The sequence below is a fragment of the Amycolatopsis sp. WAC 04197 genome (genome assembly GCF_003947475.1).
Lineage (GTDB): Bacteria > Actinomycetota > Actinomycetes > Mycobacteriales > Pseudonocardiaceae > Amycolatopsis > Amycolatopsis japonica.
The window spans coordinates 186,108-208,873 of the sequence record NZ_QHJK01000001.1; the positions used below are offsets into that span (position 1 = coordinate 186,108).

The following is a 22,766-nucleotide window of genomic DNA, read 5'->3' on the forward strand; positions in this document are numbered from 1 at the left end:
GAACGGGTTCAGCCTCGCGAGATGCGGGTCATTTCGTCGCGCTCCACGACCTTGACGCGCTCCCGGCCGTGCGGGACACCCAGCGACTTCTCGTGGGCGTCGAGCTTGCCCCAGCCTTCCCAGGTGGTGAAGGGAACGCCGCGTTCGGTCAGGAAGCCGAGGATCGCGTCGGGGTCCTCGACAGCCGGGGCCGTGAGATTGTCGGCGTCGGCCAGCAGGCTCGCGATGGTTTCGGCCGCGTCGCCCTTGGTGTGGCCGATGAGGCCGACCGGCCCGCGCTTGATCCAGCCGGTCACGTAGACGCCCGGCACCTGCTCCTCGTCGATGTCCAGCACCCGGCCCGCCTGGTTCGGCACGGTCCCGGTGGTGTGGTCGAACGGGATCTCCGGCAGATGCGAAGACAGGTAACCCACCGCGCGGTAGACGGCCTGGACGTCCCAGTCGTGGAACTCGCCGGTGCCGCGCACGTTGCCGTCACCGGTCAGTTCGGTGCGCTCGGTCCGCAGGCCGGTCACCTTGCCGTCCTCACCGACGATCTCGCACGGCGAGTGCAGGAAGTGCAGGTGCAGCCGCTTCGGCCGGTCGCCCTGGTCGCGGATCGCCCACTCCTGCAGGGTCTTCACGACCATGTCGATCTGCTTCGACGCCCGCAGCGCGGCGATGCTGCCCTCGTCGAACTCGATGTCCTCGGGGTACACGATGACCTCGACGTTCGGCGAGTGGTCCAGCTCGCGCAGCTCCAGCGGCGTGAACTTCGCCTGAGCCGGGCCGCGGCGGCCGAACACGTGCACGTCGGTGACCGGGCTGGCCTTCAGGCCCTGGTAGACGTTGTCCGGGATGTCGGTGCTGAGCAGCTCGTCGGCGGTCTTCGCGAGGATCCGCGCCACGTCGAGCGCCACGTTGCCGACGCCGAGGACCGCGACCGAGGTCGCGTTCAGCGGCCAGGTGCGCGGCACGTCCGGGTGCCCGTCGTACCAGGAGACGAAGTCGGCGGCGCCGTAGCTGCCGTCGAGGTCGATCCCGGGGATGTCGAGCGCGCGGTCGGCCATGGCGCCGGTCGAGAAGATCACCGCGTCGTAGAACTGGCGCAGGTCGTCGAGTTTGAGGTCGGTCCCGTAGTCGACGTTGCCCAGCAGCCGGATGTTCGGCTTGTCGAGCACCTTGTGCAGGGCGGTGACGATGCCCTTGATCCGGGGGTGGTCGGGCGCGACGCCGTACCGGATCAGCCCGAACGGCGCCGGCATGCGCTCGAACAGGTCGATCGTCACGTCAGCGTCGGACTTGTCGAGGATGTCGGCGGCGTAGATGCCGGCCGGACCGGCACCCACGATGGCTACACGAAGAGAACGGCTCACTCCTACCACGGTAAGTTAGGCAGCCCTAACAATCATTGTGATCTGGCGTACGGTCCACCTGGTGGGAGCCGCTAAGCTGGTTTCATGCGCGTGCTCGTCGTCGACAACTACGACAGTTTTGTCTACAACCTGGTCCAGTATCTGGCCCAGCTCGGCGCCGACTGCACCGTCTGGCGGAACGACGTGGTGGAGCTCGACAAGCTCGGCGAGTTCGACGCGGTCCTCGTCTCTCCCGGCCCCGGAACCCCGGAACGCGCTGGTCAGAGCATGGACGTCATCCGCAAATGCGCCGAGGAACGCATCCCGATGCTCGGCGTCTGCCTCGGCCACCAGGCCCTCGGCGTGGTCTTCGGCGCCACCGTCGACCGCGCTCCGGAACTGCTGCACGGCAAGACCAGTCAAGTCCACCATTCGGGCGACGGAGTGCTCGCCGGGCTCCCCTCGGAATTCACCGCCACGCGGTATCACTCGCTGACCGTTTTGCCGGAAACCATCGACGAGACCGTGTTCGAAATCACAGGACGCACCGAGTCCGGTGTCGTGATGGGCATGCGGCACCGCGAGCTGCCGCTCGAAGGCGTCCAGTTCCACCCCGAGTCCGTGCTCACCCAGGGCGGTCACCGGATGCTGGCGAACTGGATGGCTTCCGCCGGGCACCCGGTCCCCGACGCCACGGTCAATGAACTCGAACAGGCGACTCGCGCGCTGCAGAAGGCCGCTGCTGCGTGACCTCGCTGATCCGGCTCGAGGGAGTCGGTAAGCGCTACGGCCGCGGTGAACCCGTGCTCGCCGACGTCGACCTCGACGTCCCGGCGGGCCGCGTGCTCGGTGTCCTCGGCTCGAACGGCTCGGGAAAGTCGACGCTGCTCAGGATTCTCGCGGCACTTTCCCGAGAGACCTCGGGAAAGGTCGTGGGCGCTCCGCGCGTCGGCTACCTGCCGGACCGCTTCCCGGCGGGACAGCGGATGAGCGCCCGGGCGTACCTGCGGCATATGGCCCGCATCGACGGCCATGTCGACTTGTCGGCGATCGACCCTCTGCTGGACAGGCTGGCGCTGGTCGGCGGCCCGGACGCGCCCTTGCGGACGCTGTCGAAGGGCAACGCCCAGAAGGTCGGCCTAGCCCAGGCGGTCCTCGCCGAGCCGGAGCTGCTGATCCTCGACGAGCCTTGGTCCGGTCTCGACGTCGAAGCCCACACCGTGCTCGGCGAACTCGTCGCCGAGACCAAGGAACGGGGCGCGAGCGTGGTCTTCACCGACCACCGCGCCTCCGTCGTGCACGCCCACGCCGACGACGTCTACCGGATCGACGACGGCCTCCTGACCCGTGTTGAAGCGATGCCGAAAACCGAGAGCGCGACGAGGATCGTCCTGCACGGCACCAGCGTCGACTGGTCTTCGGAACCCGGAGTGAGTCGCGTCGTGGCCGAGGACGGGAAGGTCGTCCTGACGGTCGAAGCCGGGCACGCCGACGCGGTCCTGCTGCGCGCGCTCAACCGCGGCTTTTCGGTCCGGGAGGTGGCGCCGTGCTCGCCATGACGCGCTACTACCTCGCGCTGCTCGGCCACTCCCAGCGCTATCTGCCCGCGATCCTCGCCTACATCGCGGTGAACACCGTGCTCTACACGGATCCGAAGTCGCCGCTGCTGCCGCAGTACGGGATCAGCGCGGGCTCGCTCCTGGTGGTCTCGTGCTGGCTGACCATCGCGATGCTCGACGTCGAAGACCCGGTCCAGCGGCTGGTGACGTTCAGCCACGCACGACGTTGGCGATCGGTCCTCGGCGGCGCCACGCTGGCCGTCTTCGGCTGCGCGGTCGTGCTGATCCTCGTGACGGTGCTGTGGTCGGGGCTCCGGACCGGCGGCTTCACGATCGGCACCTTCGCGCTGGGCGCCTCGGCGCACGCGTTGTGCGCGCTGTTCGGGATCGCGATCGGCCTGCCCTGCTCACGGCTGCTGGTCCCGCGGATCGGCTGGTCCGTCCTGGCCGCGGTCTTCGCCCTCGCGGCGGTGCTCCTGATGAAGTGGCTTCCGCTGGCCAACCCGCTGCTGCGCGCCTTGGCCTCGCAACAACCCCTGACCGGCCCGTTCGTCGTGACCGCCGTGGCGGCGGTCGCCGCCTTGCTGCTGAGCGCGACGGCCGTCGGGTATCTGCTCCGGCGCAACGCCTGATGCCGCGGCTCATCGTGCTCAACGGCCCGCCCGCCTGCGGGAAGTCGACCCTCGCCCGGCTGTACGCCGAAGACCATCCGCTGACGTTGAACCTCGACATCGACCGGCTCCGCGGTCTGCTCGGCGCCTGGCGCGAGAACGCCGCGAAGGCCGGAACGCTCGCCCGCGACCTCGCCGTGAGCGCCGCGCGCACCCATCTGATCGCGGGCAACGACGTGATCGTCCCGCAGTTCCTCGGCCGCGCCGAACTCCTCGAACGCCTCGAAACCCTCGCCGGCGAAACGGCCGCGGAGTTCCGCGAGATCGTCCTCCTCGACACCAAGGACAACGTGCTCCGGCGGTTCGCCGAGCGCACGCGCGCGGCGGCGGAGCCCGAACACGTCGAGGCGCACGAGATGCTGGGCGGGCCCGAACGGCTGGCGGAGATGTACGACCGGCTCGTGGCGCTCATCGCCACGCGCCCGAAGGCGGTCGTGGTGCGGACCGGCGCCGGACGGATCCAGCAGGCATACCAAGGACTGCTCGAAAACTTGGCGCCCTGAACCCTGCCCGCCACTATCCCGTGGGCCACAAAGGAGGTCGTGAGTGGCAAGGGCGGTTCTAACGCTCTTTTTCACTCACGACCCCTGGTGAAACCGGGCCACCTCGAAAAGCTGACATGAAAAAGGGCCCCGCACGAAACCGTGCGGGGCCCCATTCAACTCTGTCAGCCCGGAGGGAAGAGCCGCGAGCTCGACGTCGTCGACGTCTCGTCGCCTTCCACGATGAACAGCGTGATCGGCGCGTTCTTCGCGACCTTCGCACCGGCCTGCGGGTTGGTCTTGCTGACCTTGCCCGCCTGGTCCCGGTCACCGTTCTTGTCGGCCTGCGTGTCCAGGGTTCCGTTCCAGCCCAGCTGCTGCAGCTGCCGCGTCGCCTGATCCTCGGTCATGCCCTTCAGATTCGGCATTTCGAAGGTTTCCTGGTTGCCGTTCGACACCGACAGCTTGACCACACTGCCGACAGGCAGCTTGCCACCGTTCGGGGTCTGGTCGATCACGGTGCCCTTGGGCTGGTCGGAGTCCACGTTGGTGACCTGCGGGGTGAACCCGGCCGCCTTCAACCCGGCTTCGGCCTCGGCCTGGGTCTTGCCCTTGTAATTCGGGACCGTCTTCAGTTCCTTGGACTTGCCGACCGTGATGTCGACCTTCGAACCCTGATCGACCTCGGCCTGCGCGCTCGGGTTCTGCGACATGACCTTGCCGGCCTGGTTCGTGTCCTCGGTCTCGTCCTCGGTGGTCGCGCCGAGCTTCAGACCGGCTTCGGTCAGCGCGGCCGTGGCTTCGGCGACGGTCTTGCCCTTGAGGTCCGGGGTCTTGACCTTGCCCGGCTTCGCGCCGACGGTCAGCGTGATCTTGTCCGAGGTCGGTATCACCTGGCCCTGGTTCGGGCTGATCGCGATGACCTTGTCGATGTCGTTCTCGTCGCAGGCGGGCAGCCCGTTGACGGCCTCCCCGGTGCAGGGCACCTTCTTGGTCGGCTCGAACGAGTTGAACCCCGCGCCCCGGAGCGTGTCCTTCGCCGAAACCTCGGACTGGCCCACGACCGTCGGGATGGCCTTGCTCTCCGCGCCGGTGCTGGTGAACGCGCCCATCAGCCACATGATCAGCAGCACGATGGCGGCCAGCGAGACCACGAGACCGGCGATGAGCCAGGCCCGGCGCTTCTTCTTCGCGGCGGGGTCCTCGTCGTCTTCCTCGTACTGGTCGTAGCGCGGCGGCACCCGGCGGTCGGAGTCCATGACCTGGGTGCGCTCGTCCTCCGACATCACCATCGGCGCGGCCGGTCGCTGACCGGACAGCGTGCGGACGAGGTCCGAACGCATCTCCGCGGACGACTGGTACCGGTTCGCCGGACCCTTCGCGAGCGCTTTGAGCACGACGGCGTCGAGCTCGGGCGCCACGGCCGGGTTCACCGACGACGGCGGGTTCGGGTCTTCCCGGACGTGCTGGTACGCCACCGCCACGGGCGAGTCGCCGGTGAAGGGCGGCTCGCCGGTGATGAGTTCGTACAGCACGCAGCCGGCGGCGTAGACGTCGGAACGCGCGTCGACGGACTCACCGCGCGCCTGCTCCGGCGAGAGGTACTGCGCCGTGCCGATCACCGCGGCGGTCTGCGTCATCGCGGACTGCCCGTCGTGCATGGCGCGCGCGATACCGAAGTCCATCACCTTGACGGCGCCGTTCTTCGTGATCATCACGTTCGCCGGTTTGACGTCGCGGTGCACGATGCCGTGCCGGTGCGAGAAGTCCAGTGCCGCGCAGACGTCGGCCATGACCTCCATGGCCCGCTTCTGCGACATCGGGCCTTCGGTCTTCACGATGTCGCGCAGAGTCCGTCCTTCGACGTACTCCATCACGATGTAGGGCAGCGGGCCGAACTCGGTGTTCGTCTCGCCGGTGTCGTAGACGGCGACGATCGCCGGGTGGTTCAGTGCCGCCGCGTTCTGTGCCTCGCGACGGAAACGTTCTTGGAACTGGGGATCCCGCGCCAGGTCGGCACGCAGGATCTTGATCGCCACCTCCCGGCCCAGGCGCACGTCGTGGCCGTGGTGGACCTCGGACATGCCTCCGTAGCCGAGCGTCTCGCCCAGCTCGTAGCGGTTGCTGAGCAGTCTTGGTGTGCTCATCTCTGCGTGCCGTTCCATTCCGTCCAAGGTTTGCTGCTCATCATTCCCGGATTCGCCTGTCCGGCCGGCTCCTCGGTGCCGCCCTCCGTCGGAACCGCGGGGTACGCGGATGTCGGCGGAGGACCTTCGGACTTCTTACCCGGAGCCGGCGCGTGTTCACTCGTTTCCACGCCGCCCGACTGCGGTCCGTTGCCCGAACCGACCAGTCTCACGATGAGGAAGGCTCCTGCCACCAGTACTGCGATCAGGATCACCGCGAGCAGCAGCCACCAGCCCCATTGTGGCCGTCTGCCGGGCAGACGGCGGACCGCCATCGGCGGCGGGCCGGTGACCGGGTGCATCGCCGGATGCGACGCCGGTCCCACCGCCGCCATCGGGTTCGGCGGGGAGTGCGGGCCGGGCGGTACCTGCTGCGGCAGCACGGGCTGGCCGGCCGGGTAGGCCACGTTCACCAGTCCGGACGGCGTCGGCAGGGGCAGCCCGGCGCGGACCGCGGCGACGGCGGCCGCGAACTCGCCGCCGCTGTTGTACCGCTGTCTCGGATCCTTGATCAGGGTCGCTTCGATCACCGCGCGGGCGCCCGGCGGCACGTCCGGCGGCAGTGGCGGCGGGATGTCGCGGATGTGCATCATCGCGACCGTCACCGCGTTCTCCGAAAGGAACGGCCGGTGCCCGGTGAGGCATTCGTAGCCGCACACGGCCAGCGAGTAGACGTCGCTCGCCGGTTCGGCGTTGTGCCCGAGCGCCTGCTCGGGAGCGATGTAGTGGGCGGTGCCCATGACCATGCCGGACCTGGTCACCGGGGCGGCGTCGGCGGCCTTCGCGACACCGAAGTCGGTGATCTTCACCTGCCCGGCCGGGGTCACCATGATGTTGCCCGGTTTGACGTCGCGGTGCACGAGACCGGTTTCGTGCGCGGCCTGCAACGCGTTACCGGCCTGCTCCAGGATGTCCAGGGTGCGCTCGGCGTTCAGCCGTCCTTCGCGGGTGATGATCGCGGCCAGCGGATCGCCTTCGACCAGCTCCATCACCAGATACGCGATCGACAGCTCGTCCGCGACCGTCTCGCCGTAGTCGTGCACCGCGGCGATGCCGGGGTGGTTCAGCGACGCGGTCATCCGCGCCTCGGTCCGGAACCGGTGCAGGAACTCGGCGTCGCCGGACAGCTCCGCCTTGAGGATCTTGACCGCGACCGTCCGGTCCAGCCGCGTGTCACTGGCCTGCCAGACCTCGCCCATCCCGCCGACGGCGATCCGGTTCGTCAGCTTGTACCGGTCGGCCAGCAGCTGACCCGAGGACAGCATCCGCTATCCACCCCCGAGCATGGCGTTGACGGCGGCGCGGCCGATCTCCGCGGCCACGGTGCCACCGGTCGCTTCGAGCCCGCGGTTGCCCCCGGACTCGACGATCACCGAGACGGCGATCTTCGGGTCCATCGCCGGCGCGAACCCGGTGTACCAGGCGTGCGGCGGGGTGTTCTTCGGGTCGTTGCCGTGCTCGGCGGTGCCGGTCTTGGAGGCGATCTGGATGTCGCCTCGTTTGCCGGCGCCCTTCGTGTTCTCCTCCGACGCCAGCATCATGTCGCGCAGGATCGCGGCGTTCGCGCTGGACATGGCGGCGTCACCGGTCAGCTCGGTCGGCTTGTAGTCCTCGATGGTCGACAGGTTCGGCGCCAGCAGCGCCTGCACCAGCTGCGGTTTCATCGCCATCCCGTTGTTGGCGATGGTCGCCGAAAGCAGGGCGTCCTGGATCGGGGTCAGGCGCACGTCGCGCTGCCCGATGGCGCTCTGGAACAACGCCGCCTTCGACTCGAGGGGCCCGAGGGAAGAAGCGGCGACCCGCATCGGCACGGCCAGGTCCTCGCCGACACCGAAGTTCTTCGCCGTCGCGTTCAGCTTGTCCTTGCCCAGTTCGCCGGCGAGCTCGGCGAACGGCACGTTGCAGGAATACCGCAGCGCTTCCTTCAGCGTGCTGCCCTTGCAGGCCGCGCCGCCGTAGTTCTCCAGCGTCGTCTGCGTGCCGGGGAGCTTGACGTTGGGCGCGGTGTTGACCGGCATGTCCGCCGTCTTGCCGTTCTCCAGCGCGGCCGCGGTCACCAGCAGCTTGGCCGTCGAACCCGGCGGGTAGGTCTCCGAGATCGCGCGGTTCAGCATCGGCTTCTTCGGGTCGTCGCGCCACTGGCCCCAGGCCGCGATCTGCTCCTTGCCGACATGCGAGGCGAGTTTGTTCGGGTCGTACGACGGCGTCGAGACCATGGCCAGGATGCGCCCGGTCTTCGGCTCGATCGCGACCACCGAGCCGGTGTAACCCTTCTGCGTCATCAGGTCGTACGCGGCCTTCTGCACGGCCGGGTTGATCGTCAGCCGCACGTTCCCGCCACGCGGGTCGCGGCCGGTGACCATGTCCGACAGACGCCGCACGAACAGCCGCGGGTCCGAACCGTTGAGGACGTCGTCCTCGGACCGCTCCAGGCCGCCCGAACCGTAGTTGATCGAGTAGTAGCCGGTGACCGGCGCGTACATCGGGCCGTCGGCGTAGGACCGGATGAACTTGTACTTGTCGTTCGAGGGTTCGACCTTCGCGAGCGCCGTGCCGTCCGGCGTCACGATCAGGCCGCGCTGGCGGGAGAACTCGTCGTAGAGCACCCGCAGGTTGCGTGAGTCCGTGCGGTAGTCGTCGGCCTTGACCACCTGGATGTAGGTGGCGTTGGCCAGCAGGAGCACCACCATGACGAGCATGGCGACGCCCACCTTGCGGAGCGGGGTGTTCACGAAGCGCTCCCCTCACCGTTCACGGGCGGCCGCTGGACCATCACCGTGTGCGCTTCGGCGAGCGGCGCCTGCGGCTGCTGCGGCTTCGGCCGCACCGCGGGTTTGCGGGCGGCGTCGGAGATTCGGAGCAGGAGGGCCACCAGGATGTAGTTCGCGAGCAGTGAAGAACCACCGCGGGAGAGGAACGGGGCGGTGATCCCGGTGTTCGGGATCAGGTTCGTGACGCCACCGACGACCACGAAGATCTGCATGACCAGGGCGAACGAGAGGCCGCCGCCGAGGAGTTTGCCGAAGGTGTCGCGGACCGCGAGGGCGCTGCGCATCCCGCGCATCGCCAGGATCAGGTACAGCATCAGCATCGCGGCGAGGCCGATGAAGCCCAGTTCCTCGCCGATCGCCGTGGTGATGAAGTCCGTCTTGGCCTCGGGCACCATGTCCGGCCGTCCGGCGCCGAGGCCGGTGCCGCCGACCCCGCCGGTGCCGAGCCCGAACAGACCCTGCGCGACCTGGTAACCGCCGCCCGCGTCGTCGTAGGTGGCGAGCGGGTCGATCCAGTTGCGGACGCGCTGCTGGACGTGCGTGAACAGGTTGTAGGCGATGATCGCGCCGGCGGCGAAGAAACCGACGCCCAGCACGACCCAGATGACCCGTTCGGTCGCGACGTACAGCATCACCAGCGTGACGCCGAAGAACAGCAGCGACGTCCCGAGGTCCTTCTCGAACACCAGCACGCCGAGGCAGGCGGCCGCCGCGATCAGGATCGGGCCGAGGTCACGGGCGCGCGGCAGCTCGACGCCGACGATCTTCTTGCCCGCGACCATGAACAGGTCCCGTTTCGTCACCAGGAACGAAGCGAAGAAGATCATCAGAAGGATCTTCGCGAACTCGCCGGGCTGGATCGAGAAGAACGGCAGCTTGATCCAGACCTTCGCGCCGTTGACCTCGGAAAGGCTCGACGGCAGCACCGCGGGCAGCGCGAGCGCCACGATGCCGACCAGACCGCAGGTGTAGCCGTAGCGGGTCAGCGTGCGGTGATCGCTGATCACGACCAGCACCACCACGAACAGCACCAGCGAGATCGCCGTGAACAGCACCTGCTTGGTGACGTCCGGCGTGTACTCCTTGCCCTGCTGCACCGCGCGTTCCGCGAGCGCCAGGTCGATCCGGTGGATCATCACCAGGCCGAGCCCGTTCAGGAGCGCGACACACGGCAGGATCACCGGGTCCGCGTACGGCGCCCAGCGGCGGACCGCCAGGTGCGCCGCCGTCAGCACCCCGAGGTACGACAGCCCCAGCCAGATGATCGAGCTGGTGAGCTCCTGCTCCTGGTTCGCCTCCACCAGCACGAGCGCGACGGTGACGATGAACGTCGCGAACGCCAGGAGGACGAGTTCGGTCCCGCGCCGTTTGGGCAGCTCGCGCGGAGGGTTCGTGGCGAACTGGGCCGAAGCCGGATCGGCGATCGGCGTGCTCATCAGTTACCGCCCCCTGGTGCTGCCGTGGCCGGCGTCGAGCAGTCCCTCCCCGCTGGCTGGTTCGCCGAACTCGGCGAGGCGGGGGTAGAAGGGGCTGCCGCCGACGACGACACCGGAGGCGGCGACGAAGCGGAAGGCGGCGTGGAAGTCGAGCTGGTGTTCGGCTTGCAGTCGGCCAGCTGCTTGTGCGGCCGCAGGAAGTCGTCGATGTACTTGCGGGCGTCGTCGAGGTTGTCCTTCTTGACGCCGTTCTTCACCGCGATCCGCGCGTCCTCCTGCAACGCGGGCACCAGCAGCTTGTCGGTGCACAGCCCGCCCGGCGGGCACGAGCCCTGCTCGTAGGCGTGCAGGTCGATGCCGAGGATGCTGCCGGGGACGCCGCGGTAGATCACGACCTCCTCGCCGGGACCCTCGCCGACGTAGTACTGGCTCAGCACGAAATACCGCGTGGCGATCGCCGCCGCGGCCAGCACGATCAGGACGACCACCGCTCCCGCCAGCCAGCGAAATCGCCTCCGGCGCTTGACCTTGGGGTCCTCCTGCTGGGGCTGGACCTCCGGCCGCGGCTGCGGCGCGGGCTGGGTCAGCGCACGGGCGCGGGCGGCGGGGGAGTCCCCCTGGTGGAACTCGTCGCTGCCGTCCCCGGCGGCGCCGCCCACGATGGGCGCGTCCTCACCGAAGTCGACGTCGACGACGTCGGCGATGATCACCGTGACGTTGTCGGTGCCGCCGCCCTTGAGCGCCAGCTCGATCATCCGGTCCGCGCAGGCCTGCGGATCCGGGATCTGGATCGCCTCGGACAGCGTTTCGTCGCTGACCATGCCGGACAGACCGTCCGAGCAGATCAGGTACCGGTCGCCGGCGCGGGCCTCGCGCACGGTCAGGCTCGGCTCGACCTCGTGGCCGGTGAGCGCCTTCAGCAGCAGCGACCGCTGCGGGTGCACCGCGGCCTCTTCCGGCGTGATCCGGCCCTGTTCGAGAAGTTCGTTGACGAAGCTGTCGTCCCGCGTGATCTGCGAGAACTGACCGCCGCGCATGAGATACGCCCGCGAGTCGCCGACGTGCACGACACCCATCCGCGAACCGGCGAACAGCACGGCGGTCAGGGTCGTGCCCATCCCGTCGAGGTCCGGGTCCTGCTGGACGAGCTCGGCGATGGCGGCGTTGCCGTTCTGGACGGCCTCTCTCAGCTGAGCGAGGAGATCGTCGCTGGGATCGTCGTCGTCGAGGGGCGCGAGGGAGGCGATGACGACCTTGCTGGCCACCTCACCCGCTGCGTGCCCACCCATGCCGTCGGCGAGGGCGAGCAGGCGGGGACCTGCGTACACGGAGTCCTGGTTGCTGGAACGCACCAGGCCCCGGTCGCTGCGAGCCGCGTAGCGGAGGACGAGAGTCATGGGCGAAGCTCGATCACCGTTTTGCCGATCCGGATGGGGACTCCGAGCGGGACCCGGAGGGGTGCCGTGACCTTAGCCCGGTCGAGGTACGTCCCGTTCGTCGAACCCAGATCTTCCACGTACCAATCCTCCCCGCGCAGGGCGATCCGGGCGTGCCGGGTCGACGCGTAGTCGTCGTCCAGCACCAGAGTCGAGTCGTCGGCGCGGCCGATCAGGATCGGCCTGCCGTCCAAGGCGATCCTGGTTCCCGCCAGCGCACCATGGGTCACGAGCAGCTGCTGCGGCGACTTCCCGCCGCGCGGCTTCTTGTTTTCCTTCTTCTTGCGGCCGAACGTCGGGACGGCCACTCGCAGCCCGGAGGCCGCGTACAGATCCGAACGGACGACACGCAACGCGGCGAACACGAAGAGCCAGAGCAGCACGAGAAAGCCCACCCTGGTGAGTTGAACGACCAGCTCTGGCACTTGTTGTGTCCGCTCCCGTTTCTCCTGTACGCCGCGGAGAGCCCGTGCCGTCCGGGATGGTCGGCTCCGAACGGCCTTGCTCTCCGCGTACGACCCGCGGTGCCGATCCACCACAGGTCCCGCACCGCAATTCTGCGATACCCCCTCCGGACGCCGCCGGTCAGCCCTGCGTACGGAACACGAGAGACGAGTGGCCCACGCGGATCACGTCGCCGTCGGCCAGCTGCCACGTCTGCACCGGGGTGCCGTTGACGGTGGTGCCGTTCGTCGAACCGATGTCCGCGAGCGTCGCGCTCTGGCCGTCCCAGGTGATCTCCAGATGACGGCGCGAGACCCCGGTGTCCGGGAGCCGGAAGTCGGCGTCCTGGCCGCGGCCCACGACGTTCCCGCCCTGCTTGAGCGAGTACGAACGGTTCGAGCCGTCGTCAAGCTGGAGGCTCGCGGTGAGCTGACGCCCGGCCGCCGGCTGGCCGCCGTAGCCGCCACCCTGCGCGTACGGGTCCGCGGCGGGCTGGCCGTACTGCTGCTGGCCACCGCCGTACTGGTCGTAGCCGCCACCCTGTTGCTGGCCGCCGTACTGGTCGTAGCCGGGCTGCTGTGCGCCGCCGCCGTAACCCTGGTCGTAGCCGCCCTGTTGCTGGCCGCCGTACTGGTCGTAGCCGGGCTGCTGTGCGCCGCCGCCATAGCCCTGGTCGTAGCCGCCCTGTTGCTGGCCGCCGTACTGGTCGTAGCCGGGCTGTTGCGCGCCGCCGCCATAGCCCTGGTCGTAGCCGCCTTGCTGCTGGCCGCCGTACTGGTCGTAGCCGGGCTGCTGTGCGCCGCCGCCGTAACCCTGGTCGTAGCCGCCCTGCTGCTGGCCGCCATAACCCTGGTCGTACCCGGGCTGCTGCTGGCCAGCCTGCTGTCCGTAGCCGTACTGGCCCTGCTGGCCGTACGGGTCACCCTGGTCGTATTGGCCGTAGCCGGGGGGCTGGCTCATTGCTGGGTCTCCTGCGTTGCTGGGTCGTGCCGACCGTGACGAACCTTCGGCGCCGTGGGGCTTGACGTCGGGATCGACGGACGAACGGGTCTTGAACTGTCCAGTATGCAGCGCCTCGTTGCGCTCGAGCGAAACTACGACGTCACCATAGGTGTCCCATCCGTGCTCGGCGAGGTGTTCCTTGACCGCCTCCGCCAGCACCGAGGTGACCCGACGCTCGTCTCCGGCCATACGTTCGTGATCAGCCTGCCCCAACGACACGATGTAGTGATTGGGAGCGAGCTGTCGACCACCGGCCAGCTCACGAACGTTCTCCTCGCTCTCGCGCTCGAGCGCCACCGCCACTTCCTGCGTGACGACGTTGCCACCGAACATGCGTGCGAAGGTATTGCCCACGAGGTTCTCGAGCCGTCTGTCAAAGCGTTCGACGCGGCCCACCGGGCAACCCTCCTCACAAGTGTGCTTCCCCGTCGATCCTATCCGGGTACGGCCAGTCGGACACGGCCCCCGGTGAAACCCGTGAAATCCGCCTGCTACGCTTTGCGAGCTGTCAGAGAACGAAGCACTCGGGCGAGTGGCGGAATGGCAGACGCGCACGGTTCAGGTCCGTGTGTCCGAAAGGACGTGAGGGTTCAACTCCCTCCTCGCCCACTTTTGGTCAGAGGCCCCTTCGCTAGCGCGACGGGGCCTCTTTCGCGTTCGTCGTCGCTCGTCAGTACCCGGGGGGCCGAGCCCCCCGGACCCCCCACGGTGCGTGGGGGGCGGCGGTTGGCATGGTGGTGGGCTTCAAAGAACAAAGAAAAAGACCCGGCCGGGGGCCGGGTCTTTGGTGCGAAGCACGCGTGTGGGTCAGTTCACGCCGATGAGGTCGACGACGAAGATCAAGGTCTCGTTCGGCTTGATGACGCCGCCGGCGCCACGTTCGCCGTAGGCCAGATGCGGCGGGATGACCAGCTTGCGGCGGCCGCCGACCTTCATCCCGGCCACGCCCTGGTCCCAGCCGGGGATGACCTGACCGGCGCCGAGGCCGAAGCGCAGCGGTTCGCCGCGGTCCCACGAGGCGTCGAACTGGTCGCCGGTCGAGTGCGAGACGCCGACGTAGTGCACCGAGACGGTGTCGCCGGCCTTCGCCTCCTGGCCATCGCCGACGGTGATGTCGGACTTCTCCAGGTCGGACGGCGCGGGGCCCTCCGGGCGGTCGATCTGGGGCTTCTGCAAAGACATGTCCATAAGCTACCTCCGCAGGTCCCGGGCCCGCAGGGCGAGTGTTCCGCCGAACGGTGGCAAGAACGCGAATAGTCTTCACAAATTTGGATACCCGTGGGTAGTGTGCGCCTCGTCACTCTCCGACGACGGAGGTCTTTCATGCGACGAGGCATACGGGTCTTGACGACGCTGGCGGGGCTGACGCTGGTGGCGGGCACCGTTCCGGCACTGCAGGCGAACGCCGCGGAGGCGCCACAGAACTCGGTGGTGGCGGCCGCGCTCGACGACTACTGCGGCGGTCAGTGCGGTGACATCCTCCCGCCCGGCACCAAGGGGAACGCCACGCTCGCCGAAATCCTGGCGCACAAGGCGTTCGGCACCCGGCCCGCTCATTCGGCCGATCAGCTCGGCAAGTACGCCTCGCTCGCCGACGGCTACAAGACACTGACCACGGACAAGATCAACCAGTTCTTCAACGACGCGTCGTTCGGCGTTCCGTCCGGTCAGGTCGAGAGCACGATCAAACCGCGTTCGGACGTGACGATCACCCGCGACAAGGGGATCGGCGTGCCCCGGATCGTCGGCACGACGCGGCCGGGAACGATGTACGGCGCCGGATACGCCGCCGCGCAGGACCGCCTGTGGCTGATGGACATCATGCGCCGCGTCGGCCGCGGCCAGCTGACCTCGTACGCCGGTGGCGCGCAGGGCAACCGCGAACTCGAGCAGAGCTTCTTCGCCTCGGCGCCGTACACCGAGCAGGAACTCCAGAAGCAGATCGACAACGCCGCGGCCAGCGGCCCGCGTGGCGCGCAGGGCAAGGCCGACGCCGAGGCGTACGTGCAGGGCGTCAACAAGTACATCTCCGACGCGCACAGCGGCCGCTACTTCCCCGGCGAGTACGTGCTCACCGGGCACGTCGACGCGATCACGAACGCCGGGACCATCGAGCCGTTCAAGCTCACCGACCTCGTCGTCCTCGCCGCCGTCGTCGGGGCGCAGTTCGGCGCCGGCGGTGGCGGCGAGGTGCAGAACGCCATCGCGAAGATGGCGATGCAGGAGAAGTACGGCCTCGAACAAGGCGACAAGGTCTGGAAGAGCCTGCGGTCCGAGGACGATCCCGAGACCGTCAAGACACTCCACAATGGACAGACGTTCGACTACGGCAAGGCGCCGTCGAACCCGCAGGGCGCGGCGATGCCGGACAAGGGTTCGGTCACCGGGCAGCAGCTGGTCTTCGATCCGACCGGTTCCGCCGGGACGGCGACGCCCGCCAAGGTGGACGTTCCGGCGCCCGAGGACCAGAAGGCCGTCCGCGGCATCTTCGACGACGGCGTCCTGCCGGGGAACCTGCTGTCGGAGAAGCACGGCATGTCCAACGCGCTGGTGGTGTCCGGCGCCAAGACCGCGAGCGGTCACCCGGTCGCCGTCTTCGGCCCGCAGGCCGGTTACTTCGCCCCGCAATTGCTTATGCTGCAAGAACTCCAGGGCCCTGGCATCAGCGCGCGCGGTGCCTCGTTCGCGGGTATCAGCATGTACGTGCTGCTCGGTCGCGGCAAGGATTACTCGTGGAGCGCGACCTCGGCGTCGCAGGACATCACCGACACCTACGCCGTCGAACTGTGCGAGCAGAACGGTTCCGCGCCGACGAAGAACTCCAACTTCTATCGCTTCCGCGGTCAGTGCCTGCCGTTCGAGATCGTCGAGCGCAAGAACGCGTGGAAGCCCACGGTCGCCGACGGGACGGCCGAAGGTTCGTACACGCTGCGCAGCTTCCGCACCAAGTACGGGCCGGTGACGAGCCGGGCGCTGGTCGGCGGCAAACCGGTGGCGTACGCGTCGCTGCGGTCGACGTTCCAGCACGAGATCGACACGATCATCGGTTTCCAGAAGTTCAACGACCCGGACGCGATCAAATCCGCGCAGGACTTCCAGGCCGCGGCGGCCGACGTCAACCAGACCTACAACTGGTTCTACGCCGACTCGCGTGACGTCGCGTACTTCAACTCCGGCTCGAACCCCGTCCGCAATCCGAACGTCGACCCGGCCATGCCGGTGAAGGCGGACGCCGGATTCGACTGGCAGGGCTGGAACCCCGACGGCAACCTCGCGAACTACACGCCGTCTTCGCAGCATCCGCAGTCGATCAACCAGGACTACTACATCAGCTGGAACAACGCGCAGGCCAACGGTTACGCGGCCAGCGGCGCGGACAAGAGTGCCGTGCACCGCGGCGATCTGATCGACGCGCGGGTCAAGAAGATGGTCTCCAGCGGCACCAAGGTGACGCGGGTGAACCTCACGCAGGCCATGGAGGAGGCGGCGCTGGCCGATCTCCGCGCGGAGAAGGTGCTGCCGGAACTGTTCAAGGTGATCGACAAGGCACCGGTGACCGGCCCGGCCGCCGACGCGGTGGCGAAGCTCAAGACCTGGCTCGCCGCGGGCGGTCTGCGCTCGGAGACCTCGCCGGGCAGCAAGGCCTACGCCAACGCCGACGCGATCCGCATCATGGACGCCTGGTGGCCGCTGCTGGTGAACGCCCAGTTCAAACCCGGTATGGGTGACGCCGCCTACGGCGCCATGGTCGGCGTGCTGAAGATCAACGAATCGCCTTCCGGCTGGCAGAACGAGGTTCCCGGCAAGCACGTCGGCCAGGGGCACGCCGGATCGTCGTACCAGTCCGGCTGGTGGGGCTACGTGCACAAGGACATCCGCTCGGTACTCGGGCAGAACGTGGCCGGTCCGCTCGCCGTGAAGTACTGCGGTGGCGGCGATGTCGGCGCCTGCCGTCAGGTGCTGCTCGACTCGCTGACGCAGGCGGCCGCGCAGCCCGCGAACACCGTCTATCCCGGTGACGGCGACTGCGCGGCGGGCGACCAGTGGTGCGCCGACACGATCATCCACCGCGCTCTCGGCGGTATCACGCAGGACAAGATGAGCACGCAGAACCGGCCGACCTTCCAGCAGGTCGTGGAATTCCCGGCGAAACGCGGCGACAACATCGCCAACCTCGCCACCGGCCGGTCGGTGAGCGCGAGCAGCCACGAGACCGGCTGGTACAACTCGCCGCCGTCCAACGCGATCGACGTCAACCTGTCGACGCGCTGGGCCAGCGACTGGAGCGACAACCAGTCGATCACCGTGGATCTCGGTTCGGTGCAGCGCGTGTCCCGCGTGGTCCTGCAGTGGGAATCCGCGTACGGGAAGGCGTACAAGGTGCAGGTCTCGTCCGACGGCACGAACTGGCGGGACGCGGCGTCCATAGTGGACGGAAACGGCGGAACGGACAACGTCGCCTTCGAGGCGGTGGACGGGCGCTATGTCCGGATGGCCGGTGTCCAGCGCGGGACGAAGTACGGCTACTCCCTCTACGAGTTCGAGGTGTACGCCCACTGACGAGTGCACGGTTTACGGTGGCGGGGTGGACACGAACGACTGGTCACCCCGCACCCTCGCCGTCGCCGCCGGACGCCCGGAAGGGCCCGGCGAGCCGCTGAACGTGCCGATCGTCGCGGCGAGCACCTTCGACGCCGGCGCCGACCGCGCGTATTCGCGCCAGGACGGCACCCCGACCTGGGAGGCCCTCGAAGCCGCGATCGGCGCGCTCGAAGGCGGGCACGCCACGGCGTTCGCGTCGGGGATCGCGACGCTGAGCGCGGTGGTCGACACCCTGCCGGTCGGGGCGAAGGTCTGTGTCCCGACGTTCTCCTACGCGGGGTCGCGCGGTCTGCTCGCGCACGCGCACGGCACCGGCCGTCTGGTGGTGACCGAGATCGAGCCGGAGGACACGGCCGCCTGGGTCGCCGCCGCGGACGCGGACCTGCTCTGGCTCGAATCGCCGACCAATCCGACGCTCGACGTCATCGACATCGAGACGATCGCCGCCGCGGCGAACGGCCTGGTCGCGGTCGACAACACGTTCGCCACCCCGCTCGGTCAGCGGCCGCTGGAGCTCGGCGCCGACATCGTCGTGCACAGCGCGACGAAACTCATCGGCGGCCACAGCGACCTTCTGCTCGGCCTCACCATCGCGGCCGACGAAGGCATCGCGAACGGCCTTCGCGACGCGCGTACCAGGCTGGGGGCGACGCCAGGAGCGCTCGAAGTGTGGCTGGCCCTGCGCGGGCTGCGCACCCTGCCGGTGCGGCTGGCCGAGCAGACCCGCACGGCGAAGCTGCTGGCGGCGCGGCTGCTCGACCACCCCGCGATCACCCGGGTGCGTTATCCCGGCTCCGGCACGATGATCGCGTTCGAACTCCCGGACGCCGAGACCGCCGACAAGGTCATCGGGTCGCTGCGGCTGATCCGCGCCGCCACCAGCCTCGGCGGGGTGGAGAGCCTGGTCGAGCGGCGGGCCTGGATGGCGGGCGACGCGCACGTGCCCGCCGGGCTCGTCCGGTTCAGCGTCGGGCTCGAAGATCCGGAAGATCTGTGGACCGATCTGGCCTCCGCGCTCGGCTAGCTTGGGCACGTGGACGAGACGAAACCGCCTCGGCGGCTCGGGCAATGGCTGTGGGGCCTGTTCTGGCTCCTGGTGCTGGGCTTCCTCGCGATCGTCGCGGCGGGCCTGCTGGCCGAACTCGCGGCGGCGCCCTGTCCGAGTGACGGGGTTTGGGCCTGCGACGCGGAGAACCGGACCCTCGCCACCTTCATCCCCGGGATCGGGTTCGGCCTCGGCCTCCTGATCGCGGGGGTGGGCGGCGGCCGGGCGGTGCGGAAGCGGACGTCGCCGAAGCCCTGGCTGTTCGTCGGAGGCTTCTTCGGAGTGCTGTCGTTCGCCGTGGCGCTGTTCCTGGTGTTCTGATCGTGACCTTCGGAATTCGTTCGTAAAGGTCGGTATTTCGGGCCGTCCGGGTGTTAACATTCCCTTGTAGCCGCGAGTTTTTCGCTTGGCTGGGCGACTTTCAGGCCCTTGTATCGGCCGCATCCGCTCCCGCGTTACCTGTTTTGACGGTGGTTCTTGTCACCGTCTATTCGCTACGTCCGGCCGCGGTTTTCGGGCAGGATCGCGCTATCACCCGAACGTGGGAATCTTCCCCGGGTGATCGCAGGGTGGGGGTCACCGTGCGTTGCGATGCTTTTCCACTGGGAGATCACTTTGAAGAAGACGTTGGGCCGCCTCGCGGGCGCGGTGCTGGCCGGCGCCGTCATCTCGCTGGCCGTGACGCCGGTCGCGATGGCGCAGACCGAAACGACGACCACGCCTCCCGCGCCGACGAGCGAGACGCCCACCACGGCGCCCTCGCCCTCGTGGTCCGGTGGCCAGGTCAGCAACCCGCCCTCGTGGTCGGGCGGCAAGGTCACGACGGCCCCGCCGTCCTCCTCCGAGACCGGCACGCCGACCTCGACGAGCGGCACGCCCACCTCCGGCAAGCCGTCGACCTCCACCTCGGAGAAGCCGACCACCACCACCCCGCCGAAGCCCGAGCTGAACGTCGGCGCCGGCTACGTCGAGGGCAACGAGGGCGCGCTGGCGATCCTGTGCGGTTCGGAGCCCGCGGACGTCACCGCGCCGGACTTCACCATCGTCGACTCGTTCCAGGACGGCGGCGACGCCTACCTGTGGATCTACATCGTCGAGGCCAAGCCCGGTTTCAAGGGCACCTCGAGCACCTTCACCTGGACCTGCGACGGCAAGCCGGGCAAGGGTGACATCGAGATCGAGACCGTCGGCGGCGGCTCGACCGCGCCGGGCACCAAGCCGGAGCAGCCGAAGAAGCAGGTCAAGCTGAAGCCGAAGGGCGGCATCGAGACCGGTTTCGGCGCCACCGCGGCCTGATCCGATGAAGCTCCTGACGCAGGGCGGCCGCGTGGTCGCGGCCGCCCTTGTGCTTTCCCTCGCGCTGACGGGCTGCGGCACCGACGAACCCGCCGCACCCGCCGCGGCGGCGCCGTCGGAATCGGCCCCGCCGGTGGTCAAGCCGTACAACGGGACTCGTCCGACGAACGTGAAGATCCCCAAGATCGGCGCGGAATCGAGTCTGGTCACCGTCGCGGTCGGCAAGGACGGCAAGATGTCCGTCCCGTCGGCGAAGAACCCGATGCAGGCCGCGTGGTACCGGCTTTCGCCGGTGCCCGGCGACGTCGGCCCGTCGATCCTGCTCGGCCACGTCGACGGCAACAAGCAGCCGGGCATCTTCTACAAGCTCAAGGACGTCAACCCGGGCGACGAGGTGCTCGTCGAGCGCAGCGACGGCAAGAACCTGAAGTTCGTGGTCGAGAAGAAGGACCAGGTGCCCAAGGACCAGTTCCCCGAGGAAGCGGTCTACGGCAACACGGACAAGCCGCAGCTGCGGCTGATCACCTGTGGCGGTGTCTTCGACAAGGAAGAGCACAGCTACAAGGACAACATCATCGTTTACGCGAACCTGGTCGCCTGACGAGCGCCATGAACGGACCGTTCATGGCATTCGGGGACGCGCTCAACCCACCCCGGCACCCGGGAACGGGAACCCGCCCGGAGCCGTCGCCTCGGTGTCGACCCACTTCCGCATCCCCGCGTCACAGGCCGCGTAACCCCAGTTGATCAACCGCTCCTGCAGCACTTCCGGCAGTTTCGTCAGGCGCGTCGGGGTTTCCGCCAGCACGTGGGTGCGCTCGGCGGGCGCCGCGAGCGAGTCTTCGAGCTGGAAGTTCGCGAGATCGACGTAAGACCCCCAGTAGGCGCCGGCGAAATCCTTCTCCACGTAGGACTTCAGCAACGCGCCGCGCCGCAGTTCGCGCACCTGGTTGTCGATCACGTCGAGGACGCGCAGCAGCTGCCGTCCCCAGTCGCGTTTGACGCTGCGCGTGACCTTCATCCGCTTGCCCGCGTCGCTCACCAGCACCGTCGCGTGCCCTTCGACCGGGTCGAGGCCGAGGTTGTCGTAGACGCCGGCGTCGCTCAGCACGATCTTGCGTTTCCGCTCGGCGGAATGCGGATCCCGGATCACCACGGGCGAGAGCATCGGCGGGAACGCCGAAGACGCGGCCACCGCGGTCGCGAGCGGGATGTTCCCGTGCGGGCCGTTCTGCCGGAAGAACCACCACAGCGCGCCGTCCTGGAGGTTCGTCGCGGTGAAGACGAACTGCGGGCCCGTCGGGTCGATGTCCTTCAGGCAGCAGTCGCCGAACAGGTGTTTCGTGTACACCCGCGCGAGCTCCTCGCCGGCACTCCGCCAGGGCACGGCCATGGCGAGCAGGGTGACCGGGATGTCGAGCCGTTTGCGGGCCAGATTCCGGATCGGCGCGACGACGTTGTCGGAGAAGTTGGCCGCGACACCGTTCTCGAACTTCAGCTCCGCCCAGGCGTGCGCGAGCACGCCGGCCGCGATCGAGCCGCCCGAAACGCTGGAGAACGTCGAGATCTTCGACAGCCAGCCGAGTTCGTTGAGCCGCCACAGGGCCCCGGTGTGGAACAACATCGCGCGGTAGCCGCCGCCGGACAGCGCGAGACCGACGCCTTGCCGGGTGGCCGAAGCTTTGTTGGTATCCCCCACCTGAGTGAGTGTAGGGGTGGTCAAGCGAGCAGTGGCTGCAAGAGACGCCGTTGCTCTTCGGGGACGTACTCGGCGTAATTGTCGTAGAGCGCCTGCTTCGCCAGACGCGAAGCGCGCTCGCCGTCGGAATCCCGGATCGCGCCGAGCACCTCTTCGTGATGCGTCAGCCAGTTGCGCATCAACGCCGTCCGGTCGTCGGCGTGTTCCAGTTTGTCCTCGATGAGTTCCAGTACGACGCCGCGGACGACCTCGCCGCTGATCACCAGCAGCGGATTCCCCGTCGCGCGGGCGATGGCCTCGTGGAACGCGACGTCCGCGTGGGAGAACTCCGCGAATCCCTTCGAGACGCCCGCGCGCATCGCTTCGAGTGCGGTGTCGAGTTCGGCGAGATGGTCCTCCGTCCTGAGCTGCGCGGCGAGCAGATGTGCGGAACCGTCGAGCACCATGCGGAACTGCAGGAGCTCGGACAACCCGAGATGGTCGGCCCGCGCGAGCCGGTGCATCGACCGGTGCAACGCGGCGGGGGAGGCGGCCAGAACCTCGGGTCCGCGCGGATCCCCTGGCCGCGAGCGGATCATTTCCGCTGCTTGCAGCACACGCAGCGCCTCGCGCACGGTCGAGCGGCCGACGTCGAACTGGACCATCAGCTCGCGTTCGCTCGGCAACCGGTCGCCCGGTTTGATCCGGCCGCTGAACACGGCTTCCTCGATCTGTTCGACGACACGCTGGTACGCGCGGACAGGGGCGACCGGCTCGAATTCCATCTTGACCCTGCCGTCTCGTCTGGTTTACTGGTCAGACCA

20 protein-coding genes and 1 tRNA gene are annotated in these 22,766 nt (G+C 68.5%); 10 read left to right on the forward strand and 11 right to left on the reverse strand.

All coding sequences use genetic code 11. The annotated features are described in order from the left end of the window. Positions 1-8: 8 nt before the first annotated feature. Positions 9-1,328, reverse strand: a complete 1,320-nt coding sequence (locus DMC64_RS00885; RefSeq protein WP_125732775.1) for an FAD-dependent oxidoreductase — start codon at positions 1,326-1,328, stop codon at positions 9-11. 111 nt (positions 1,329-1,439) lie between these two features. Between DMC64_RS00885 and DMC64_RS00890 the strand changes: the two genes are divergently transcribed. From DMC64_RS00890 to DMC64_RS00905, 4 genes are read left to right on the forward strand one after another with little or no spacing between them, the layout of a single operon-like run. Beyond that, complete coding sequence (locus DMC64_RS00890) at positions 1,440-2,084, forward strand: aminodeoxychorismate/anthranilate synthase component II (RefSeq protein WP_125731405.1); 645 nt, start codon at positions 1,440-1,442, stop codon at positions 2,082-2,084. After that, a complete protein-coding gene (locus DMC64_RS00895) occupies positions 2,081-2,893 on the forward strand; it encodes an ATP-binding cassette domain-containing protein (RefSeq protein ID WP_125731407.1) in 813 nt (270 codons plus the stop codon). Before DMC64_RS00890 ends, DMC64_RS00895 begins: the two co-directional genes overlap by 4 nt. Further along, entirely contained in the window at positions 2,881-3,525 is a 645-nt protein-coding gene (locus DMC64_RS00900; protein ID WP_125731409.1) for a hypothetical protein, read from the forward strand. The genes DMC64_RS00895 and DMC64_RS00900 overlap by 13 nt, the downstream gene beginning before the upstream one ends. Then, positions 3,525-4,067 (forward strand): AAA family ATPase, encoded by a 543-nt coding sequence (locus tag DMC64_RS00905; RefSeq protein ID WP_125731411.1) that lies wholly within the window; start codon positions 3,525-3,527, stop codon positions 4,065-4,067. The genes DMC64_RS00900 and DMC64_RS00905 overlap by 1 nt, the downstream gene beginning before the upstream one ends. A gap of 164 nt (positions 4,068-4,231) precedes the next feature. Here the strand turns inward: DMC64_RS00905 and pknB are convergent, their stop codons facing one another. From pknB to DMC64_RS00940, 7 genes are all read right to left on the reverse strand, one after another. After that, positions 4,232-6,193, reverse strand: coding sequence for a Stk1 family PASTA domain-containing Ser/Thr kinase (gene pknB / locus DMC64_RS00910; protein ID WP_125731413.1), 1,962 nt, complete (start codon positions 6,191-6,193; stop codon positions 4,232-4,234). Further along, complete coding sequence (locus DMC64_RS00915; RefSeq protein WP_037333915.1) at positions 6,190-7,497, reverse strand: protein kinase; 1,308 nt, start codon at positions 7,495-7,497, stop codon at positions 6,190-6,192. The genes pknB and DMC64_RS00915 overlap by 4 nt, the downstream gene beginning before the upstream one ends. 3 nt (positions 7,498-7,500) lie before the next feature. Further along, positions 7,501-8,964: a penicillin-binding protein 2 gene (locus tag DMC64_RS00920; protein WP_037333914.1), complete on the reverse strand. Its 1,464-nt coding sequence runs from the start codon at positions 8,962-8,964 to the stop codon at positions 7,501-7,503. Beyond that, positions 8,961-10,439 (reverse strand): FtsW/RodA/SpoVE family cell cycle protein, encoded by a 1,479-nt coding sequence (locus tag DMC64_RS00925; RefSeq protein WP_037333912.1) that lies wholly within the window; start codon positions 10,437-10,439, stop codon positions 8,961-8,963. Before DMC64_RS00925 ends, DMC64_RS00920 begins: the two co-directional genes overlap by 4 nt. Continuing rightward, positions 10,439-11,836 (reverse strand): PP2C family serine/threonine-protein phosphatase, encoded by a 1,398-nt coding sequence (locus DMC64_RS00930; RefSeq protein WP_016330504.1) that lies wholly within the window; start codon positions 11,834-11,836, stop codon positions 10,439-10,441. The genes DMC64_RS00925 and DMC64_RS00930 overlap by 1 nt, the downstream gene beginning before the upstream one ends. Then, on the reverse strand, positions 11,833-12,300 hold the full coding sequence (locus DMC64_RS00935) for an FHA domain-containing protein (protein WP_007030429.1): 468 nt from the start codon (positions 12,298-12,300) through the stop codon (positions 11,833-11,835). The genes DMC64_RS00930 and DMC64_RS00935 overlap by 4 nt, the downstream gene beginning before the upstream one ends. Before the next feature lie 160 nt (positions 12,301-12,460). Continuing rightward, on the reverse strand, positions 12,461-13,717 hold the full coding sequence (locus DMC64_RS00940; protein ID WP_037333909.1) for a DUF3662 and FHA domain-containing protein: 1,257 nt from the start codon (positions 13,715-13,717) through the stop codon (positions 12,461-12,463). A 130-nt stretch (positions 13,718-13,847) separates the two neighbouring features. Between DMC64_RS00940 and DMC64_RS00945 the strand changes: the two genes are divergently transcribed. Beyond that, positions 13,848-13,930, forward strand: a tRNA-Leu gene (locus DMC64_RS00945). Between the two features lie 198 nt (positions 13,931-14,128). Here the strand turns inward: DMC64_RS00945 and DMC64_RS00950 are convergent. Continuing rightward, positions 14,129-14,503, reverse strand: a complete 375-nt coding sequence (locus tag DMC64_RS00950; RefSeq protein ID WP_037333902.1) for an FKBP-type peptidyl-prolyl cis-trans isomerase — start codon at positions 14,501-14,503, stop codon at positions 14,129-14,131. 141 nt (positions 14,504-14,644) lie between these two features. Between DMC64_RS00950 and DMC64_RS00955 the strand changes: the two genes are divergently transcribed. The 5 genes from DMC64_RS00955 (at position 14,645) to DMC64_RS00975 (ending at position 20,865) form a co-directional block, all read left to right on the forward strand. Beyond that, positions 14,645-17,881, forward strand: a complete 3,237-nt coding sequence (locus DMC64_RS00955) for a penicillin acylase family protein (protein WP_233629525.1) — start codon at positions 14,645-14,647, stop codon at positions 17,879-17,881. 25 nt (positions 17,882-17,906) lie between these two features. Further along, positions 17,907-18,947, forward strand: a complete 1,041-nt coding sequence (locus tag DMC64_RS00960; RefSeq protein ID WP_125731415.1) for a PLP-dependent aspartate aminotransferase family protein — start codon at positions 17,907-17,909, stop codon at positions 18,945-18,947. Positions 18,948-18,956: 9 nt separating this feature from the next. Continuing rightward, positions 18,957-19,289 carry a hypothetical protein gene (locus DMC64_RS00965; protein ID WP_037333898.1) on the forward strand — a complete coding sequence of 111 codons (333 nt, stop codon included), beginning with the start codon at positions 18,957-18,959 and terminating at the stop codon, positions 19,287-19,289. Positions 19,290-19,559: 270 nt separating this feature from the next. After that, the gene (locus tag DMC64_RS00970; RefSeq protein WP_228694826.1) at positions 19,560-20,264 is read left to right on the forward strand and encodes a hypothetical protein; all 705 of its coding nucleotides are present in this window, start codon (positions 19,560-19,562) and stop codon (positions 20,262-20,264) included. A gap of 4 nt (positions 20,265-20,268) precedes the next feature. Continuing rightward, a complete protein-coding gene (locus DMC64_RS00975; RefSeq protein ID WP_052120296.1) occupies positions 20,269-20,865 on the forward strand; it encodes a class F sortase in 597 nt (198 codons plus the stop codon). A gap of 42 nt (positions 20,866-20,907) precedes the next feature. Here DMC64_RS00975 and DMC64_RS00980 read toward each other — a convergent pair whose 3' ends face one another. Both DMC64_RS00980 and DMC64_RS00985 read right to left on the reverse strand, forming a co-directional pair. Next, complete coding sequence (locus DMC64_RS00980) at positions 20,908-21,963, reverse strand: patatin-like phospholipase family protein (RefSeq protein WP_255432371.1); 1,056 nt, start codon at positions 21,961-21,963, stop codon at positions 20,908-20,910. Positions 21,964-21,983: 20 nt separating this feature from the next. After that, positions 21,984-22,727, reverse strand: a complete 744-nt coding sequence (locus tag DMC64_RS00985; RefSeq protein ID WP_125731417.1) for a FadR/GntR family transcriptional regulator — start codon at positions 22,725-22,727, stop codon at positions 21,984-21,986. Positions 22,728-22,766 lie beyond the last annotated feature (39 nt).

What these genes read in the sequence shown, in the direction of transcription:
- DMC64_RS00890 (WP_125731405.1), top strand. Translation starts at nt 1,440, where the DNA reads ATGCGCGTGCTCGTCGTCGACAACTACGACAGTTTTGTCTACAACCTG.
- DMC64_RS00905 (WP_125731411.1), top strand. Translation starts at nt 3,525, where the DNA reads ATGCCGCGGCTCATCGTGCTCAACGGCCCGCCCGCCTGCGGGAAGTCG.
- pknB (WP_125731413.1), bottom strand. Translation starts at nt 6,193, where the DNA reads ATGAGCACACCAAGACTGCTCAGCAACCGCTACGAGCTGGGCGAGACG.
- DMC64_RS00915 (WP_037333915.1), bottom strand. Translation starts at nt 7,497, where the DNA reads ATGCTGTCCTCGGGTCAGCTGCTGGCCGACCGGTACAAGCTGACGAAC.
- DMC64_RS00925 (WP_037333912.1), bottom strand. Translation starts at nt 10,439, where the DNA reads ATGAGCACGCCGATCGCCGATCCGGCTTCGGCCCAGTTCGCCACGAAC.
- DMC64_RS00930 (WP_016330504.1), bottom strand. Translation starts at nt 11,836, where the DNA reads ATGACTCTCGTCCTCCGCTACGCGGCTCGCAGCGACCGGGGCCTGGTG.
- DMC64_RS00950 (WP_037333902.1), bottom strand. Translation starts at nt 14,503, where the DNA reads ATGTCTTTGCAGAAGCCCCAGATCGACCGCCCGGAGGGCCCCGCGCCG.
- DMC64_RS00955 (WP_233629525.1), top strand. Translation starts at nt 14,645, where the DNA reads ATGCGACGAGGCATACGGGTCTTGACGACGCTGGCGGGGCTGACGCTG.
- DMC64_RS00970 (WP_228694826.1), top strand. Translation starts at nt 19,560, where the DNA reads ATGCTTTTCCACTGGGAGATCACTTTGAAGAAGACGTTGGGCCGCCTC.
- DMC64_RS00975 (WP_052120296.1), top strand. Translation starts at nt 20,269, where the DNA reads ATGAAGCTCCTGACGCAGGGCGGCCGCGTGGTCGCGGCCGCCCTTGTG.
- DMC64_RS00985 (WP_125731417.1), bottom strand. Translation starts at nt 22,727, where the DNA reads ATGGAATTCGAGCCGGTCGCCCCTGTCCGCGCGTACCAGCGTGTCGTC.